Source organism: Streptomyces sp. NPDC058758 (assembly GCF_042746075.1).
In the GTDB taxonomy this organism is placed as follows: domain Bacteria; phylum Actinomycetota; class Actinomycetes; order Streptomycetales; family Streptomycetaceae; genus Streptomyces.
Genome location: NZ_JBHYPS010000001.1, coordinates 80,833 through 98,095 on the forward strand (window position 1 = coordinate 80,833; position 17,263 = coordinate 98,095).

At 72.2% G+C, this 17,263-nt stretch carries 19 protein-coding genes; 5 read left to right on the forward strand and 14 right to left on the reverse strand.

Translation table 11 applies throughout. From position 1 onward, the window contains the following. Positions 1-143: 143 nt before the first annotated feature. Entirely contained in the window at positions 144-1,592 is a 1,449-nt protein-coding gene (locus ACFW6A_RS00375; protein WP_386637966.1) for a hypothetical protein, read from the reverse strand. A gap of 255 nt (positions 1,593-1,847) precedes the next feature. On the opposite strand from ACFW6A_RS00375, the gene ACFW6A_RS00380 reads away from it, so the two are divergent. After that, complete coding sequence (locus tag ACFW6A_RS00380) at positions 1,848-3,686, forward strand: endonuclease/exonuclease/phosphatase family protein (RefSeq protein ID WP_386637969.1); 1,839 nt, start codon at positions 1,848-1,850, stop codon at positions 3,684-3,686. Between the two features lie 13 nt (positions 3,687-3,699). On the opposite strand, the gene ACFW6A_RS00385 is transcribed toward ACFW6A_RS00380, so the two are convergent. After that, positions 3,700-4,413 (reverse strand): antibiotic biosynthesis monooxygenase, encoded by a 714-nt coding sequence (locus ACFW6A_RS00385; RefSeq protein ID WP_351842265.1) that lies wholly within the window; start codon positions 4,411-4,413, stop codon positions 3,700-3,702. Between the two features lie 93 nt (positions 4,414-4,506). On the opposite strand from ACFW6A_RS00385, the gene ACFW6A_RS00390 reads away from it, so the two are divergent. Together ACFW6A_RS00390 and dapA are read left to right on the forward strand one after the other, a co-directional pair. Next, entirely contained in the window at positions 4,507-4,950 is a 444-nt protein-coding gene (locus ACFW6A_RS00390) for a GNAT family N-acetyltransferase (RefSeq protein ID WP_386637973.1), read from the forward strand. 85 nt (positions 4,951-5,035) lie between these two features. Next, the gene (gene dapA, locus ACFW6A_RS00395; protein ID WP_386484974.1) at positions 5,036-5,920 is read left to right on the forward strand and encodes a 4-hydroxy-tetrahydrodipicolinate synthase; all 885 of its coding nucleotides are present in this window, start codon (positions 5,036-5,038) and stop codon (positions 5,918-5,920) included. Here the strand turns inward: dapA and ACFW6A_RS00400 are convergent. Next, positions 5,899-6,117 (reverse strand): hypothetical protein, encoded by a 219-nt coding sequence (locus ACFW6A_RS00400; RefSeq protein ID WP_351842271.1) that lies wholly within the window; start codon positions 6,115-6,117, stop codon positions 5,899-5,901. The two genes, dapA and ACFW6A_RS00400, sit on opposite strands and share 22 nt — an antisense overlap. A gap of 200 nt (positions 6,118-6,317) precedes the next feature. Here ACFW6A_RS00400 and ACFW6A_RS00405 point away from each other — a divergent pair, with 200 nt between their 5' ends. Beyond that, a complete protein-coding gene (locus ACFW6A_RS00405) occupies positions 6,318-7,544 on the forward strand; it encodes a PQQ-binding-like beta-propeller repeat protein (protein ID WP_386637976.1) in 1,227 nt (408 codons plus the stop codon). A gap of 26 nt (positions 7,545-7,570) precedes the next feature. Here ACFW6A_RS00405 and dapD read toward each other — a convergent pair whose 3' ends face one another. Genes dapD through ACFW6A_RS00420 form a run of 3 tightly spaced genes read right to left on the reverse strand, consistent with a single transcriptional unit; the run spans position 7,571 to position 9,503 of the window. Beyond that, positions 7,571-8,557: a 2,3,4,5-tetrahydropyridine-2,6-dicarboxylate N-succinyltransferase gene (gene dapD / locus ACFW6A_RS00410; protein ID WP_351842275.1), complete on the reverse strand. Its 987-nt coding sequence runs from the start codon at positions 8,555-8,557 to the stop codon at positions 7,571-7,573. A gap of 44 nt (positions 8,558-8,601) precedes the next feature. Next, positions 8,602-9,183, reverse strand: a complete 582-nt coding sequence (locus ACFW6A_RS00415) for a TetR family transcriptional regulator (protein ID WP_351842278.1) — start codon at positions 9,181-9,183, stop codon at positions 8,602-8,604. Next, positions 9,183-9,503: a multidrug efflux SMR transporter gene (locus ACFW6A_RS00420; RefSeq protein ID WP_351842280.1), complete on the reverse strand. Its 321-nt coding sequence runs from the start codon at positions 9,501-9,503 to the stop codon at positions 9,183-9,185. Before ACFW6A_RS00420 ends, ACFW6A_RS00415 begins: the two co-directional genes overlap by 1 nt. 63 nt (positions 9,504-9,566) lie before the next feature. Between ACFW6A_RS00420 and ACFW6A_RS00425 the strand changes: the two genes are divergently transcribed. Beyond that, on the forward strand, positions 9,567-10,628 hold the full coding sequence (locus tag ACFW6A_RS00425; RefSeq protein ID WP_386484980.1) for an oxidoreductase: 1,062 nt from the start codon (positions 9,567-9,569) through the stop codon (positions 10,626-10,628). A 69-nt stretch (positions 10,629-10,697) separates the two neighbouring features. On the opposite strand, the gene ACFW6A_RS00430 is transcribed toward ACFW6A_RS00425, so the two are convergent. The 8 genes from ACFW6A_RS00430 to ACFW6A_RS00465 all read right to left on the reverse strand — a co-directional run bounded on the left by ACFW6A_RS00430 (position 10,698) and on the right by ACFW6A_RS00465 (position 17,258). Beyond that, positions 10,698-11,036, reverse strand: a complete 339-nt coding sequence (locus tag ACFW6A_RS00430; RefSeq protein WP_351842284.1) for a metal-sulfur cluster assembly factor — start codon at positions 11,034-11,036, stop codon at positions 10,698-10,700. Continuing rightward, positions 11,033-11,506, reverse strand: a complete 474-nt coding sequence (sufU, locus tag ACFW6A_RS00435) for a Fe-S cluster assembly sulfur transfer protein SufU (RefSeq protein ID WP_351842287.1) — start codon at positions 11,504-11,506, stop codon at positions 11,033-11,035. Before sufU ends, ACFW6A_RS00430 begins: the two co-directional genes overlap by 4 nt. Before the next feature lie 12 nt (positions 11,507-11,518). Beyond that, a complete protein-coding gene (locus tag ACFW6A_RS00440; RefSeq protein ID WP_351842289.1) occupies positions 11,519-12,787 on the reverse strand; it encodes a cysteine desulfurase in 1,269 nt (422 codons plus the stop codon). Continuing rightward, positions 12,784-13,548 (reverse strand): Fe-S cluster assembly ATPase SufC, encoded by a 765-nt coding sequence (gene sufC / locus ACFW6A_RS00445; RefSeq protein WP_200428196.1) that lies wholly within the window; start codon positions 13,546-13,548, stop codon positions 12,784-12,786. The genes ACFW6A_RS00440 and sufC overlap by 4 nt, the downstream gene beginning before the upstream one ends. Positions 13,549-13,555: 7 nt before the next feature. Further along, positions 13,556-13,873 (reverse strand): bifunctional 3-phenylpropionate/cinnamic acid dioxygenase ferredoxin subunit, encoded by a 318-nt coding sequence (locus ACFW6A_RS00450; RefSeq protein ID WP_030492833.1) that lies wholly within the window; start codon positions 13,871-13,873, stop codon positions 13,556-13,558. Next, entirely contained in the window at positions 13,873-15,054 is a 1,182-nt protein-coding gene (sufD, locus tag ACFW6A_RS00455; protein WP_351842292.1) for a Fe-S cluster assembly protein SufD, read from the reverse strand. The genes ACFW6A_RS00450 and sufD overlap by 1 nt, the downstream gene beginning before the upstream one ends. 66 nt (positions 15,055-15,120) lie before the next feature. Further along, positions 15,121-16,536 (reverse strand): Fe-S cluster assembly protein SufB, encoded by a 1,416-nt coding sequence (gene sufB, locus ACFW6A_RS00460; protein ID WP_351842294.1) that lies wholly within the window; start codon positions 16,534-16,536, stop codon positions 15,121-15,123. Next, a complete protein-coding gene (locus tag ACFW6A_RS00465) occupies positions 16,533-17,258 on the reverse strand; it encodes a metalloregulator ArsR/SmtB family transcription factor (RefSeq protein ID WP_351842296.1) in 726 nt (241 codons plus the stop codon). The genes sufB and ACFW6A_RS00465 overlap by 4 nt, the downstream gene beginning before the upstream one ends. Between the last annotated feature and the right edge of the window lie 5 nt (positions 17,259-17,263).

The following is a 17,263-nucleotide window of genomic DNA, read 5'->3' on the forward strand; positions in this document are numbered from 1 at the left end:
TCTCTCCCCTGCTGATGGCCTGATGTCGCCCCACCATCGCCCGCCCGCGGGAACGGCGGCTGAACACCAGCGGAACGGCCGCGGACCGCCTCCCCCGGTCCGGGGGAGGGAGCGCCGCGGCGGCCGCCGGGGAAGGGGAGGGATCAGGCCGCGCCGGCGCGCGAGCGGGCCTTGAAGGCGGCCTTGCGGGCCTCCTTGGCGGCCGTCTTGTCCGGGTGGAGCCGGCCCATCGCGTCGAGCACGTCGGCCGTGGCCGGGTGCTCGACGCGCCAGGCGGTCTCCAGGAAGCCGGTGTGGCGGCTGGTCAGCCCCTCGACGAGCTCCTGGAGCTCCGTCAGGTCGCCGGCGGCGTCGAGCTGGGCGGCGATGGTGTCCACGGCGAGCCAGAAGATCATGGACTCCGGCGGGGCGGGCACGTCCGCGGCGCCGCGCTCGGCGAGCCAGACCCGGGCGAGGCCGCCCAGCTCGGGGTCGTCGAGGACCGCGCGGACCACCGGCTCGGCCTCCGGCCCGACGAGGGCGAGGGCCTGCTGGCAGTGGAGGCGGCGGAGCGGGGACCCCTCGTCGGAACCGCGGGCGGCGGCGAGGAGTTCGGCGGCGGCGGGCACCGGCTCGCGGCCGGCGAGCCAGGCCTCGGTCTCGGCGCGGGCGGCGGCCTCGGGGTAGCCGGCGAGCCCGGCCAGGAGGGCGTCGGCGCCCTTGTCGGCGAGGTCCCCGACGGCGGGCGCGTCGACGCCGGCCTCCACCATGCGGGTGCGGACGCCGAAGAGGCCGAGGGGGGTGAGCCGGACCATGCCGTAGCGGCTGACGTCCTCGTCGTCGACGGGCTCGGCGGGCTCCTCGCCCTCCTCGGCCATCAGGGCCTCGTCGACGGGCTGGTACTCGACCAGGCCGATGGGCTCCAGGAGCCGGAACTGCTCGTCGAGCCGCATCATCGCGTCGGAGACCTGCTCCAGGACGTCGTCGGTGGGCTCGCCCATGTCGTCGGGGACGACCATGGAGGCGGCGAGCGCGGGCAGCGGCACCGGGCCGTCGCCGGGGCCGCCCTCGCTGACCGTCAGCAGGTAGAGGTTGCCGAGGACGCCCTCCAGGAACTCGGCCTCCGCCTCGGGGTCCCAGTCGAGGGTGTCGAGGTCGAGGCCGCCGTCCTCGTCGAGGAGCGGCTCCAGGCCGTCCAGGACGGGCGCGACGGCGTCGGCGAAGACGGCCTCGAAGGCGTCGAGCCAGAGGGCGAGCACGTCCCGGGGCGCGCCGCCGGTGACGACGCCGAGGTTCTCGCCGGGGGCGGCGGTGCCGGGGGTGTCGTCGTCGGCGCCGTCCTCGACGTCGACCAGGCCGGTGTCGACGGCGAGCCGCCAGGCGTCGCCCGCCCAGTACTCGGCGTCCTCGTCGTCGCCGAGGCCGAGGACGCCGGCGGCGGCCGGCAGCTGCTCGTCGACGAGTTCGCCGCCCGCGCCGACCCGGGTGTCGGGTCCGGCCCAGCGGGCGAGGCGCACGGCGTGGGCGAGGAGGGGGGCGGCCAGGGCTTCCCGAGCCAGCTCCGCGTCCGAGGGGAGCCGAACGGGGGGAAGGGTGGGGTGCTCCGCAGCCATGTGGGGGATCTCCTCGACGCGTGCGTGGATCGGTGTGGATCGCGGGGTGGATCTCGGACGTTCGGCCGGTGGCGACCGGCGGCGGCCGGGAGGACCGGCGCACTCAGCGTAGACGCATCCGGGGTGCCGCCCGCCGGTTCACGGGACCGTCAGCCTTCGTACACCCGTCGACCCTTGACAAGTGGGGCGCTCTCACAAGAGATTGACGCGCGTAGATGTCTCTGCCCTTCCTCCAAGCACCCTCGGAGCCTCCTGATGTCTTCCTCCATACCGAGAACCGCCGCCGTCTCCGCGGTGGTCGCGGCCGCCCTCGCGGCCGGACTGCTCGCCGGCTCGCAGAGCGCCGCGGCCGAGGACAGCGCCGCGGTCCGCATCCACGACGTCCAGGGCACGACGCGGGTCTCGCCGCTGGCCGGCAAGCAGGTCACCGGTGTGACGGGCGTCGTCACGGGGGTCCGGACCTACGGCTCCTCGCGCGGCTTCTGGATGCAGGACCCGCAGGGCGACGGCGACCCCGCCACCAGCGAGGGCCTGTTCGTCTTCACGAGCTCCAACCCGACGGTCGCGGTCGGCGACGCGGTCAGCGTCGACGGCACGGTCACCGAGTACGTCCCCGGCGGCCTGAACTCCGGCAACCAGTCGCTGACCCAGCTGTCCCGCCCCAAGGTCACCGTGGTCTCGAAGGGCAACGAGCTGCCCGCCCCGGTCACCATCGCCCCCTGGTCGGTGCCGGACGCGTACGCCCCCGCGGGCGACCCGGCGAACGGCGGCTCGATCAACGGGCTGACCCTGGAGCCCGGGACGTACGCCCTGGACTACTACGAGTCGCTGGAGGGCACCAACGTCCGCGTCGGCTCCTCCCGGGTGGTCGGCGCCACCGACCCGTACTCCGAGCTGTGGGTCACGGTGAAGCCGTGGGAGAACGACAACGAGCGCGGCGGCACCGTCTACGGCTCGTACGACTCCCAGAACACCGGCCGGCTCCAGATCCAGTCGCTGATCCCGCTCGCCCAGCAGCCCTTCCCGAAGGCGAACGTGGGCGACTGGCTGACCGGCACGACCGAGGGCCCGCTCGACTTCAACCAGTTCGGCGGCTACACGCTGACCGCCCGCACGCTCGGCACCCTCCAGGACATGGGCCTGGAGCGCGAGGTCACCGAGAAGCAGCACAAGAACGAGCTGGCCGTGGCCACGTACAACGTGGAGAACCTCGACCCGACCGACCCGCAGGAGAAGTTCGACGCCCTCGCGAAGGCGGTCGTCGAGAACCTCGCCTCGCCGGACATCCTGGCCCTGGAGGAGATCCAGGACGACAACGGCGCCAAGAACGACGGCACGGTGTCGGCCGGCCAGACCGTGAAGAAGTTCACGGACGCGATCGTGGCGGCCGGCGGCCCGGCGTACGCGTGGCGCTCGGTCGACCCGGAGAACAACAAGGACGGCGGCGAGCCCGGCGGCAACATCCGTCAGGTCTTCCTCTTCAACCCCGAGCGGGTCTCCTTCGTGGACCGCCCGGGCGGCGACGCGACCACCGCGACCGGTGTCACGGGCACCAAGGGCCGCGCCGCGCTGACCCTCTCCCCCGGCCGGATCGACCCGGCGAACGCCGCCTGGGAGGCCAGCCGCAAGCCGCTCGCGGGCGAGTTCACCTTCCGCGGCCGCACGGTCTTCGTCATCGCCAACCACTTCGGCTCGAAGGGCGGCGACGAGTCGATCGTCTCCCACCACCAGCCGCCGAACCGTTCCTCCGAGGCCAAGCGCCTCCTCCAGGCGCAGGCCGTCAACGCCTTCGTGAAGGAGATCGTCGCGGTCGACAAGCAGGCGGACGTCCTCGTCGTCGGCGACATCAACGACTTCGAGTTCTCCGGCACGACCGAGGCGCTGACCGACGGCGACGCCCTCTACCCGGCCGTGAAGTCGCTGCCCCGCTCGGAGCGCTACTCGTACGTCTACCAGGGCAACAGCCAGGTCCTCGACCAGATCCTGACCAGCCCCGGCGTGCACCACTTCGCGTACGACAGCGTGCACATCAACGCCGAGTTCGCCGACCAGGACAGCGACCACGACCCGCAGGTCCTGCGCTTCCGCCCGTAACCGGGAACCCGCGCTACGCGCCCGCGCTCAGGCTGAGCGCGGGCGCGTACCTGCGTACGCGGCCGCCGGCGAGCGCCGGGTGGTGGTGCACCCGCGTCCAGGCCTCGCTCGTCCGGGCCTCGTCCGCCAGCCAGTCCGCGTGGGCCCGCTCGCTCTCCCACTCGGCGTAGTTCAGGACCCGGCCGCCGTCGGCGGAGAGGTGGAACCGACCGCTGATCCCGCCGGACGCGGGCCGCGCCGCGGCGTCCTCGGCCAGGGCCTCGAACACGCGGTCCACCCACTCCTCCCGGCGGTCCGCGCCGGACGGGTCGAAGTCGGCCTCGACGATGACGACGACCCCGGGCAGCTCCCCGGTGCCCGTCGCGCCGCGGACGGTGGAGCGGTGGACCGGCCCGTAGCGGCGGAGCTCCAGCCGCTCGATGCCGGGCACGGCGGCGTCGATCTCGGCGTTCCGGTCGTCGCGGTAGGTGCGGACGAAGTCCTCGTACGCCTCCTGCTCCGTCCACTGCGAGTAGTGCAGCAGCGTCTCCCCGTCGGTCCCGGCGAGGACGCTGTACGAGAGCAGGCCGAGGTCCGGCCACGCGCGGCTCTCCCACGCCTTCCGGATGGCCTCGACGGCGGCGCGCTGGCGCTCGGGGGTGCCGACCCGCCAGGTGCTGACGAGGACGGCGCCGACTCCGGGGCGGTGGAGGTCGGGTCGGGCATCGGGGTGTGCGACGGCGTTCACGGGGCGTCTCCTCCTGCTCGGTGCGGACGGTTCGACCCTCCACCCTCGACCTTGGTCGAGGTCAAGGGGGTTCGGTGGGGGAGAATTCCGGTCATGATCCTTCGCCCCGCCACCCGCGCCGAACTCCCCGCCGTCCTCGCCCTCCTGGCCGACGAGGAACGGGTCGTCGACCCCGCGACCGTCCCGGTCACCCAGGCGTACGAGCGGGCCTTCGCGGCCATCGAGGCCGATCCCCGCAACGAGATGCTGGTCCTGGTGGACGGCGGCCTCGTCCTCGGCTGCCTCCAGGCCACCTACATCCCGGGGCTCGGCAAGGGCGGCGCCGAGCGGGCGCTGATCGAGGCGGTCCGGGTCCGGGCCGACCGGCGCGGCGGCGGGCTCGGCCGCCGGCTGATGGAACTGGCGGCGGACCGGGCCCGCGCGCGCGGCTGCGCCCTCGTCCAGCTCACCAGCGACAAGGAGCGCACCGACGCCCACCGCTTCTACGCCTCGCTGGGGTACGCCCGGAGCCACGAGGGCTTCAAGCTGGCCCTGTGACCCGGGGTCTCTTCACCCGGGCTGAACGTTCCGGCCAAGCAGATCTAAGTGGACCTTCACGGTCGATCGCGCCCAGACTTCCCGCATGAGCACCCATCACCCCTTCGGCCGCGCGCTCTGCGCGATGATCACCCCCTTCACCGGCTCCGGCGTCCTCGACCTCGACGCGGCCGGGAAGCTGGCCGCCCGGCTGGTCGGGGAGGGCTGCGACGGCCTGGTCCTCAACGGCACCACCGGCGAGTCCCCGACCACCACCGACGCCGAGAAGGCGGCGCTGATCCGGGCAGTCCGGGAGGCCGTCGGCCCGGCGCCGTCGCTCGTCGCGGGCGTGGGCACGGCCGACACCCGGCACACCGCGGAGCTGGCCCGCCAGGCGGAGGACGCCGGGGCCGACGGCCTGCTCGTGGTCACCCCGTACTACAGCCGCCCGCCGCAGGACGCGGTCGCCGCCCACTTCCTCAAGGTCGCGGACGCCACCGGGCTCCCCGTGATGGTCTACGACATCCCCGGCCGCACCGGCACCCGCGTCGAGCCCGACACCATGCGCCGGCTCGCCGGGCACCCGCGGATCACGGCCGTGAAGGACTGCTCGTACGACCTGCTGACGGCGGCCCGGCTGATCGCCGAGACCCCGCTCGCCTACTACTCCGGCAGCGAGGAGCTGAACCTGCCGCTGTACGCGGTCGGCGGCGCCGGCTACGTCAGCACGGTGGCCAACGTGGCGCCCCGTCAGCTGCGCGCGGTCCTCGACGCGTACGACGCGGGCGACACCGCCCTGGCCGCCCGGCTGCACGCCCGGACGCTCCCCCTCGTCGAGCGGATGATGGCCGCGGGCCTGCCGGGCACCGTCACCGCGAAGGCCCTGCTCGGCGGAGCGCTCCGGGAACCGCTGCGGCCCGCCGGCCGGGAGACGGCCGACGGGCTGCGGGCCCTGCTGGCGGAGCTGGTTCAGGCGGAGTCGGTGGTGTAGGTCCGCCCCAGGATCGCCGCGTGCTCCAGGACGTCCTCCAGGGGGTCGTCGATCTGCCCCGTGTGCAGGGTGAGACTGGGGCCGTTGGTCACGGTGGGGCCGTTGTGGGTGTGCGTCTCGTCCGCCCGGGCGACCCCCGCCGGCAGCAGTACCGCCGCCGCGGTGAGCATCCCGGCGACCATGGGCCTGGTCCTCATGTCGACTCCTCGCCTCGTCTGTCGGGGGAGCGCTGCGCTCCCCTCCTGACAACGCTCCGTGACCGTTTCGGTTGCCGTGCCGTCACGAGCTTCACGGTCCTGTCCCCGTCCCGTCCCGGAACCGGGTGCGTCCCGGCCCGGTCGCTAGGCTCCCGCCGTCGAACAGGAAGACGGACCACGTGAGGGACAGGGGCGGACGCATGGCACGGAACGAGGGACGCGAGGTCTCCCGCAGAGGGATGCTGCGGCTGGCGGGCACCGGACTCGGGCTCGTCGCGCTCGGCGCGGGCGCGTGGGGCTGCGGCCCCGTCGAGGACCCGGGCGCCGTCGCCACCCCGTCCGCCTCGGAGCCCGCCCCGGGCGGCGGGGACGCCTTCACCACCCCGCCGCCCGGCACCGCCCCGAAGCCCCTGTGGCAGCGGCGGACCGCGAAGGGCAGCCTCGGGATGGACGCGCTCGCCGTGGCGGGCGACGTCGTCCTCGTCTCCGGCGACCCGCTGGTCGGGCGGGACGTCGCCACCGGCGAGGAGCGCTGGCGGCGCGAGGAGGTCGCCGTGCCGGGCGCGAAGATGCTGGTCCGCGGCGGCACCCTCTACCTGGCGAGCGCGCAGTACGACGGGGACGTCGTCGGCCTCGACCCGGCGACGGGCCGGGAGACCTGGCGCAGCCGGCTCGGGAAGCGCTTCTCGCAGCCGCGGACGATCGCCGCCGACGAGCGGCGGGTGTACGTCCTCGCGGGCATCCTGGAGAAGGACTTCAGCGTCAAGAGGAACGTCATCGCCGCGATCGACGCCTCGACGGGCAAGGTGGCCTGGCAGGAGCTGCGCGACGCCGGGACGGAGGAGTACGGCATCACCGCCGAGGCCGTCGGCGGCCACCTCGTCTACACGGACTTCCGGGAGAACGTGACGGTCCGTGACACGGCCACCGGCCGTCAGCGGTGGACGAAGAAGATCGGGCGCTCCAACAGCGGCCGGCTCGCGGTCCACGAGGGGCTGGTGATCGTCGCCGACGCGGGACGGCTGCGCGCCTTCGCGCTCGCCGACGGGACGGAGAAGTGGTCGCTGGCGTCGGACGAGTTCACCCGTTTCCACGGGCTCGGGGTCCTCGACGGGGTGCTGTACGCCTCCGACTCGGGCCACGTCCTGCGGGCGGTCGACCCGGCCACGGGCAAGGAGAGCTGGCGCACGGAGGCCCTGCTCGACGTGGCGTACCCGGGGCAGTTCGCCAAGGTGGGCACCACGCTCTACGCGGCGACGGAGCTGGACGACAAGGGCGGGATCCTCGCCTTCGACGCCCGCGACGGGAAGCTGCGGTGGCGGTACAACGACGGCAGCGGGGCCCTGGACCAGTGGCACGTGGTGGCGGCGGGCGACCGGCTGGCCGCGCTGCACGGCGAGCGGCTGACCGCCCTCCCGGCCGTCTGAGCGGGGCCGGGAGGGCGGTCGCACCGTCAGTTGTGGCTGTGCAGGATGTCGTTGAGGCCGTTCCAGACCGCGTTGTTCGGGCGGGCCTCGACGGCGCCGGTGACCGAGTTGCGGCGGAAGAGGATGTTCGAGTTGCCGGAGAGGTCGCGCGCCTTGACGATCTGGCCGTCCGGCAGGGTGACCCGGGTGCCGGCGGTGACGTAGAGGCCGGCCTCGACGACGCACTCGTCGCCGAGCGCGATGCCGACGCCCGCCTCGGCGCCGATCAGGCAGCGCTCGCCGATGGAGATGACGACGTTGCCGCCGCCGGAGAGGGTGCCCATGGTGGAGGCGCCGCCGCCGATGTCGGAGCCGTCGCCGACGACGACGCCGGCGGAGATGCGGCCCTCGACCATGGAGGTGCCGAGGGTGCCGGCGTTGAAGTTGACGAATCCCTCGTGCATGACGGTGGTGCCGGCGGCGAGGTGGGCGCCGAGGCGCACCCGGTCGGCGTCGGCGATGCGGACGCCGGTGGGCACGACGTAGTCGGTCATGCGGGGGAACTTGTCGATCGAGGTCACCTGGAGGTGCAGGCCCTCGGCGCGGGCGTTGAGGCGCACCTTCTCGATGTCGTCGACGGCGACCGGGCCGAGCGAGGTCCAGGCGACGTTGGCGAGCAGGCCGAAGACGCCGTCCAGGCTCTGGCCGTGCGGCTTCACCAGCCGGTGGCTGAGCAGGTGGAGGCGGAGGTAGGCGTCGTGGGCGTCGGCCGGCTTCTCGTCGAGGGAGGCGATGACGGTGCGGACGGCGACCACCTCGACGCCGCGGCGGGCGTCCACGCCGAGGGCCTTGGCGGCGCCCTCCCCGAGGGCGTTCACCGCCTCGTCCGGGGAGAGCCGCGTGGTGCCGGCCGGACCGGGCTCTTCGGTGAGCTCGGGGGCGGGGAACCAGGTGTCGAGGACGGTGCCGTCACCGGCGAGGGTGGCGAGGCCGGCGGCGACGGCGCCGGTGGTGCGAGGAGCAGTGGTGGTCATGACGGAAAACCTAACGGGCGGGGCGGCGCGCGGGCCAACCGGTCTCAGGTGCCGGTCGGACGGGCCGGAGCATCCGACGAGCCCCCGGCCTGCTCTTTCGGGCCTTCGTTCAGGATCCGGGCGAACATCTCGCGCGCGTGCGCCTCGTCGTACGGCGCGCCGGTGAGCAGCGTCTGGAGGCCGATCCCGTCCATCAGGGCGGCCAGGGCGCGGGCGGTGCTCCGGCCGGCGCGGGGGGCGAGGGCGGTGACGACCTCCTCGGTCCACGCGGCGGCGACCGGCCGGAGCGCGGGCCGGCGCAGGGCGGCGAGGGAGAGCTCGTACGCCCGCTCCGCCCGGCTCCGGCCGCCGCCGAGCCACTCCCCCAGGAGCCGGGCGAGCCCGTCGGCGTCGGCGGGCCGGCTCCGCAGCTCCCCGGCGAGATCCGCGTTCATCCGGCGCAGGGCGGCGACGAGGAGTTCGTCGAGGGAGGCGAAGTGGTACGTGGTGGAGCCGAGCGGCACGTCGGCCTCGGCGGCGACCGCGCGGTGGCTCACCGCGCCGATCCCGTCCCGCCGCACCACCCGCAGGGCGGCCTCGACCAGCCGCTCCCGCCGCTCGGGGTCGTACCGCCGGGCCCGCGCCATCAGTGCGCCCCGCCCAGGTTGAGCACGGCGACCCCGAGGACGATGAGGACGATCCCGGCGACCTTGGCGAGGCTCAGCGTCTCGCCGAGGAAGAGGACCCCGATGCCGGCGACGGCCGCCGTGCCGACCCCGGACCAGATCGCGTAGGCGGTGCCGACCTGGAGGGTCTTGAGGGCCTGGGCGAGCAGCGCGAAGGCGAGGAGGTAGCCGGCGCCGGTGATCAGCGAGGGCCAGAGCCTGCTGAAGCCCTCGCTGTACTTCATGGAGGTGGTGGCGATGATCTCGGCCGCGATGGCCCCGGCGAGCAGTCCGTAACCCATGCGCACGAGGGTACCCAGTGATGCGTACGGGCGTACGCAACGGCTGCGGTTACCGTATGGCGCATGACTTATGCCCCTGGGCCGTACGGGTACGGCTACGCTCCGGTGCCGCCCCCGCCCAAGCCCGGCGTGATACCCCTGGCGCCCCTCGACCTGAACCACGTCCTGGGGGGCGCCTTCGCCGCGTACCGCCGCCATTGGAAGGCGCTGCTCGGCATCACCCTGGTCGCCTACGCGCTGGCCGCCGCGGTGATCGCCGGGGTGGGCACGGCCGCCTGGGCCGGTCTCTCCGACGAGTGGGCGCACTCCTCCGCCGCCGAGGACGTCTCGCTCTCGGACCTCATGCCGCTCCTCACCCTGCTCGGCGTCCTCTGGCTGGCCTGCGCGGTGGGGATGCTGCTGGCGACCGGCCTGCTGCACGCCGCCGTCGCGGTCGTGGTCCAGGAGGCGGTGCTCGGCCGCCGGGTCGGCTTCGGGACGGTGTGGCGCCGGGCGTGGTCCCGGCTCGGCGCGGTGCTCGGCACGGTCCTGGTGTCGGCCGCGGCCGCCGTGGTGCCGGCCCTGCTCTTCCTGGTCGGCCTCTTCCTCGTGATGGCCGCGATGATCGCGAGCATCGGTGCCGACGACGGCACCGGCGCCGCCGGGTGGGCCGTCACCGGCGTGCTCTTCTTCCTCCTCGCCCTCGCGGCGACGCCGCCGGCCCTCTGGCTCTGGGTGAAGTTCAGCCTCGCCCCGACGGCCGCCGTCGTCGAGTCGGCCGGCACCCTGACCGCCCTGCGCCGGTCCGCGCAGCTGGTCCGCGGCGCCTGGTGGCGGATCTTCGGCTACACGCTGGTGATGCTGCTGATCGTCGGCGGCGTCACCTTCGTGATGCAGATGGTCGTCTCCCTGACGACCCAGGCGTCCCTCTTCGCCGCCCCGCTCGCCCAGCACGCCACCCCCGGCACGGTCTTCTTCTCGATGGGCACCGCCGCGGTGGTCTCGACGCTGCTCATGCTGCTGACCCAGGCCGTCCTGGGCCCCCTCCAGCCCCTGGCCTCCGGCCTGCTCTACGTGGACCAGCGCATCCGCCGGGAGAACCTGGCCCCGGTCCTGGCCCAGGCGGCGGACCGGGCGCACGCCTGACGCGGCTCCCGGCGTACGAGGAGAGGCCCCCGGCGCGATGCCGGGGGCCTCTCCTCGTACGGTGACCGCTCAGACGTTGAAGCCGAGCGCGCGCAGCTGCTCGCGGCCGTCGTCGGTGATCTTGTCCGGGCCCCACGGGGGCATCCAGACCCAGTTGATCCGCAGCTCGTTGACGATGCCGTCGGTGGCCGAGCGGGCCTGGTCCTCGATGACGTCCGTCAGCGGACAGGCCGCCGAGGTCAGCGTCATGTCCAGCGTCGCGACGTTGGAGTCGTCGATGTGGATCCCGTAGATCAGGCCGAGGTTGACGACGTCGATGCCCAGCTCGGGGTCGACGACGTCGTACAGCGCCTCGCGGACTTCTTCTTCGGAGGCCGGCTTCATGGTGGCCTCGGCGTTCTCGGTCATGCCGACTTCCTCACAGACTTCTGGTCGTCTCCGCCCAGGGCCTGGGCGGTCGCGTCCTTCCACGCCATCCAGCTGAGCAGCGCGCACTTCACCCGGGCCGGGTACTTGGAGACGCCGGCGAACGCGACCGCGTCCTCCAGCACCTCCTCCATGGCGTCGTCCGGCTCGACCTGGCCCTTGGACTGCATCAGCTCCAGGAAGGTCTCCTGGATCTTCTGCGCCTCGGCCAGCTCCTTGCCGACGAGCAGGTCGTTGAGGACGGAGGCCGAGGCCTGGCTGATGGAGCAGCCCTGGCCCTCGTACGAGACGTCCTCGATGCGGTCGCCGTCGTACTTCACCCGCAGCGTGATCTCGTCGCCGCACGTCGGGTTGACGTGGTGCACCTCGGCGTCGCCGTCCCGCAAGCCCCGCCCGTGCGGGTGCTTGTAGTGGTCCAGGATGACGTCCTGGTACATCGAATCCAGCTTCACAGCTCAGCCGCCCTATCCGAAGAAGTTACGGACGTGCTCCAGCCCCTCGACCAGGGCGTCGACCTCGGCCGGAGTGGAGTACAGGTAGAACGACGCCCGCGTGGTCGCAGGAATTCCGTACCGCAGACAGACCGGCCGCGCGCAGTGGTGGCCGACCCGCACCGCGATGCCCTGCTCGTCCAGCACCTGCCCCACGTCGTGGGGGTGGATGTCGCCGAGCGTGAAGGAGATCGCCGCGCCGCGGTCCTCGGCCGTGGTGGGGCCGATGATCCGCAGGTCCGGCACCTCCTGGAGGCGGCGGACGGCGTACTCGGTGATCGCGTGCTCGTGGCGCGCGATGTTCTCCATGCCGATCGCCGACAGGTAGTCCACGGCCGCGCCGAGGCCGACGGCCTGGGCGATCGGGGGCGTACCCGCCTCGAACTTGTGCGGGGCCGGCGCGTAGGTGGAGGAGTGCATCGAGACGGTCTCGATCATCTCGCCGCCGCCGAGGAAGGGCGGGAGGTCCTCCAGGAGCTCCTGCCGTCCCCACAGCACGCCGATGCCGGTCGGGCCGCACATCTTGTGGCCGGTGAAGGCCACGAAGTCGGCCTGGAGCGCCTGCACGTCCAGGACCTGGTGCGGGGCCGCCTGGGAGGCGTCGACGCAGACGAGCGCACCGACCTCCTGGGCGCGCCGGACGATGGTCTCGACCGGGTTCTGCGTGCCGAGCAGGTTGGAGACCAGCGTGAAGGAGACGATCTTCGTCTTCTCCGTGATGACCTCGTCGATGTTCGACAGGTCGAGACGGCCGTCGTCGGTGAGGCCGAACCACTTCAGCTTCGCGCCGGTGCGCTGCGAGAGCAGCTGCCACGGGACGATGTTGGAGTGGTGCTCCATCTCCGTGATGGCGATCTCGGTCTCGTGGTCGACCCGGTAGGGGTCCTCGGCCCAGCCGAGCATGTTGGCCACGAGGTTGAGCGACTCGGAGGCGTTCTTGGTGAAGATCACCTCGTTGCGGCTCGGCGCGTTGATGAAGGCGGCGACCTTGTCGCGGGCGCCCTCGTACAGCGCGGTGGCCTCCTCTGCGACCGTGTAGACGCCGCGGTGGACGTTGGCGTTGTGACGCTCGTAGTAGGCGCTGAGCGCGTCGAGGACCTGCCGCGGCTTCTGCGAGGTGGCCGCGGAGTCCAGGTACACGATCTTCTTGCCGTCGTGGACCGTGCGATCCAGGAGCGGGAAGTCCTTGCGGATCGCCTCGGTGTCGAGGAGGCCGGTCAGCCCCTGATGGGCGGAAGTCACGCGGATGCGCCACCCTTCACGTACTTGTCGTAGCCCTCGTTCTCCAGCTGGTCGGCGAGCTCGGCGCCGCCGGACTCGACGATGCGGCCGTTCGCGAACACGTGCACGAAGTCGGGCTTGATGTAGCGCAGGATGCGCGTGTAGTGGGTGATGAGGAGGGTGCCGACCTCGCCGGTCTCGCGGACGCGGTTGACGCCCTCGGAGACGATGCGGAGGGCGTCGACGTCGAGGCCGGAGTCGGTCTCGTCGAGGATCGCGATCTTCGGCTTGAGGAGCTCCAGCTGGAGGATCTCGTGGCGCTTCTTCTCGCCGCCGGAGAAGCCCTCGTTCACGTTGCGCTCGGCGAAGGCCGGGTCCATGGAGAGCTTCTCCATGGCCTCGCGGACCTCCTTGACCCAGGTGCGGAGCTTGGGGGCCTCGCCGCGGATGGCGGTGGCGGAGGTGCGCAGGAAGTTGGAGACCGAGACGCCGGGGACCTCGACCGGGTACTGCATCGCGAGGAAGACGCCGGCACGGGCGCGCTCGTCGACGGACATCTCCAGGACGTCCTCGCCGTCGAGGGTGACGGTGCCGCCGGTGACCGTGTACTTGGGGTGGCCCGCCAGGGAGTACGCCAGGGTCGACTTGCCGGAGCCGTTGGGGCCCATGACCGCGTGGGTCTCGCCCTGCTTGATGGTCAGGTCGACGCCCTTGAGGATCTCGCGGGGGCCGTTCTCCGCCTCGACGGAGACGTGCAGGTCGTGGATTTCGAGCGTTGCCATGGGTGACTCAGGACTCCTGGGTGACGGAGACGAGCACATCGTCCCCTTCGATCTTTACGGGGTACACGGGGACGGGGCGCGTCGCGGGAAGGCCGGACGGCTTGCCGGTGCGGAGGTCGAAGCTGGAACCGTGCAGCCAGCACTCGATGGCGCAGTCCTCGACCTCGCCCTCGGAGAGGGAGACGTTGGCGTGCGAGCAGATGTCGTTGATCGCGAACACCTCGCCCTCGGTGCGGACGACCGACACCGGCGTGCCGTCGACCTCGACCCGCTTCGGGGTGTCGGCCTCCAGCTCGCTCAGCGCGCAGACTCGGACGAAGGCCATCAGACGGAGGCCTCCAGCTCGGCCTCGACCTTGGCGATCAGGCGCTCCTCGACGTCCGGCAGACCGATCTGCTGGACCAGCTCGGCGAAGAAGCCGCGGACGACGAGGCGGCGGGCCTCGGTCTCCGGGATGCCGCGGGCCATCAGGTAGAAGAGCTGCTCGTCGTCGAAGCGGCCGGTGGCGGAGGCGTGGCCGGCGCCGGCGATCTCGCCGGTCTCGATCTCCAGGTTCGGCACGGAGTCGACCCGGGCGCCGTCGGTGAGGACCAGGTTCCGGTTGAGCTCGTAGGTGTCGGTGCCCTCGGCGGCGGCCTGGATGAGGACGTCGCCGATCCAGACCGCGTGCGCGTCCTGGCCCTGCAGCGCGCCCTTGTAGGCCACGTTGGAGGTGCAGTGCGGGGTGTTGTGGTCGACCAGGAGGCGGTGCTCCTGGTGCTGGCCCGCGTCGGTGAAGTACAGGCCGAAGAGCTCGGCCGAGCCGCCGGGGGCGGAGTAGCTGACGCGCGGGTGGAGGCGGACGAGGTCACCGCCGAAGGTGACGACGACCGACTTGAAGGAGGCGTCGCGGCCGAGCAGCGCGTTGTGCTGCGCGACGTGGACGGCGTCCTTCTCCCAGTCCTGCACGGAGACGACGGTGAGCTTGGCGCCGTCGCCGAGCACGAAGTCGACGTTGGCGGCGAGCACCGCGTCACCGGTGTGGTCGATGACGACGACGGCCTCGGCGAAGGCTCCGAGCTCGATGACCTGGTGGCCGAAGGCGACGCCGCCCTGGCCGTGCACGGCGACGCGGATCGGCTCGGCGAGGACGGCCTCCTTGGCGACGGTGACGACCGACGCCTTCTCGAAGGAGGAGTACGCCTGGGCGGCGACGCGGTCGACCGGCTTGCCGGCCTTGCGCAGGCGCTCGTCGTCGCGGCCGACGGTCTCCACGGTGACGCCCTCGGGGGCCTCGATCTCGACCCGGACGCCCTCGCCGGTGGCGACGGCGGTGCCGTCGTGCAGACCGCGGAGGCGGGCCAGCGGGGTGAAGCGCCACTCCTCCTCGCGGCCGTGCGGGACGGGGAAGTCCGCGACGTCGAAGGACGGCGGGGCGCTCATGCGCGTGGCGACGGTGGACTCGGCGGCCACCGCGATCGAGCCCGCGGTGGTGGAGCCCGCGGGGATGTTCTGAGCCTCAGCCATGGCTGTCGTGTTGCTCTCTTCCTGCGTAAGAAATCAGTCGCTGCGGTACGGAGGGGGCGGGGGCCGCTAGCCGACCGCGCCTTCCATCTGCAGCTCGATCAGCCGGTTCAGCTCCAGCGCGTACTCCATCGGCAGCTCCTTGGCGATCGGCTCGACGAAGCCGCGGACGATCATCGCCATGGCCTCCTGCTCGGTGAGGCCGCGCTGCATCAGGTAGAAGAGCTGGTCCTCGGAGACCTTGGAGACGGTGGCCTCGTGGCCCATGGTCACGTCGTCCTCGCGCACGTCCACGTAGGGGTACGTGTCGGAGCGGGAGATCGTGTCGACGAGCAGGGCGTCGCAGAGCACGTTGGACTTGGAGCCGGGGGCGCCCTCGCCGATCTCGATGAGGCCGCGGTAGGAGGTGCGGCCGCCGCCGCGCGCCACCGACTTGGAGACGATGGACGACGAGGTGTTCGGGGCCATGTGGACCATCTTGGCGCCGGCGTCCTGGTGCTGGCCCTCGCCCGCGAAGGCGATGGAGAGCGTCTCGCCCTTGGCGTGCTCGCCCATGAGGTAGACGGCCGGGTACTTCATGGTGACCTTGGAGCCGATGTTGCCGTCGACCCACTCCATGGTGGCGCCCTCGTAGGCGACGGCGCGCTTGGTCACCAGGTTGTAGACGTTGTTCGACCAGTTCTGGATGGTCGTGTAGCGGCAGCGGCCGCCCTTCTTCACGATGATCTCGACGACCGCGGAGTGCAGCGAGTCGGAGGAGTAGATCGGGGCGGTGCAGCCCTCGACGTAGTGGACGTAGGCGTCCTCGTCGACGATGATCAGCGTCCGCTCGAACTGGCCCATGTTCTCCGTGTTGATGCGGAAGTAGGCCTGGAGCGGGATCTCGACGTGCACGCCCTTCGGCACGTAGATGAACGAGCCGCCGGACCACACGGCCGTGTTCAGCGAGGCGAACTTGTTGTCGCCGACCGGGATGACGGTGCCGAAGTACTCCTTGAAGAGCTCCTCGTGCTCCTTCAGCGCGGTGTCGGTGTCGACGAAGATGACGCCCTGCTCCTCCAGGTCCTCGCGGATCTGGTGGTAGACGACCTCGGACTCGTACTGGGCCGCGACACCGGCGACGAGGCGCTGCTTCTCCGCCTCCGGGATGCCGAGCTTGTCGTACGTGTTCTTGATGTCCTCCGGCAGGTCCTCCCAGGACTCGGCCTGCTTCTCGGTGGACCGCACGAAGTACTTGATGTTGTCGAAGTCGATCCCGCCGAGGTCGGAGCCCCAGGTCGGCATGGGCTTCTTGTCGAAGAGCCGCAGACCCTTGAGACGGAGCTTCAGCATCCACTCGGGCTCGTTCTTCTTCGCGGAGATGTCGCGGACGACGTCCTCGTTCAGGCCGCGCTTGGCGGTGGCACCGGCGGTGTCGGAGTCGGCCCAGCCGTACTCGTACCGACCCAGGCCCTCAAGCTCGGGGTGGCTGATCTCGGTGGTCATGCGGGCTTCCTCCCGGCCGTGCTTACGGATGCTGTCTCAGTGGTCTGCGGGGTGCTGTGCGGGATGAACGTGGTGCAGACGCCGTCGCCGTGGGCGATCGTGGCCAGGCGCTGGACGTGCGTTCCCAGGAGGCGGGAGAAGATCTCCGTCTCCGCCTCGCACAGCTGTGGGTACTGCTCGGCGACGTGGGCGACCGGGCAGTGGTGCTGGCAGAGCTGCTCGCCGACCGGCGCGTTGCGCGCAGTGGCAGCGTACCCGTCCGCCGTCAGGGCCTTGGCCAGCGCCTCGGCCCGCCGCTCGGGCTCGACCGATTCGACGGCCTCCCGGTAGGCCTCGGCCTGGGCCTCGATCCGGTCGCGGGCGAAGGCCGCCACGGCGGCCTCTCCGCCGGCGTTGCGCTCGATCCAGCGGAGCGCCTCGACGGCGAGGGCGTCGTACGACTGGTCGAAGGCGTCCCGGCCGCAGTCGGTGAGGGCGAAGACCTTGGCCGGGCGGCCGCGGGTGCGGGCGCCGTAGACGCGCTTCTCGCGGGCCTCCACGACCTGCTCGGCGACGAGCGCGTCGAGGTGCCGGCGGACGGCGGCCTGGGTGAGGCCCAGCCGCTCGGCGAGGTCGGCGACGGTGGACGGCCCGTGGTCCAGGATGGAGCGCGCGACCCGGTTGCGGGTGGACCGCTCACCGGTCGCGAGTTCCTCCGCAGGAGCCGCGCCAAGGTTTTTCACAACGC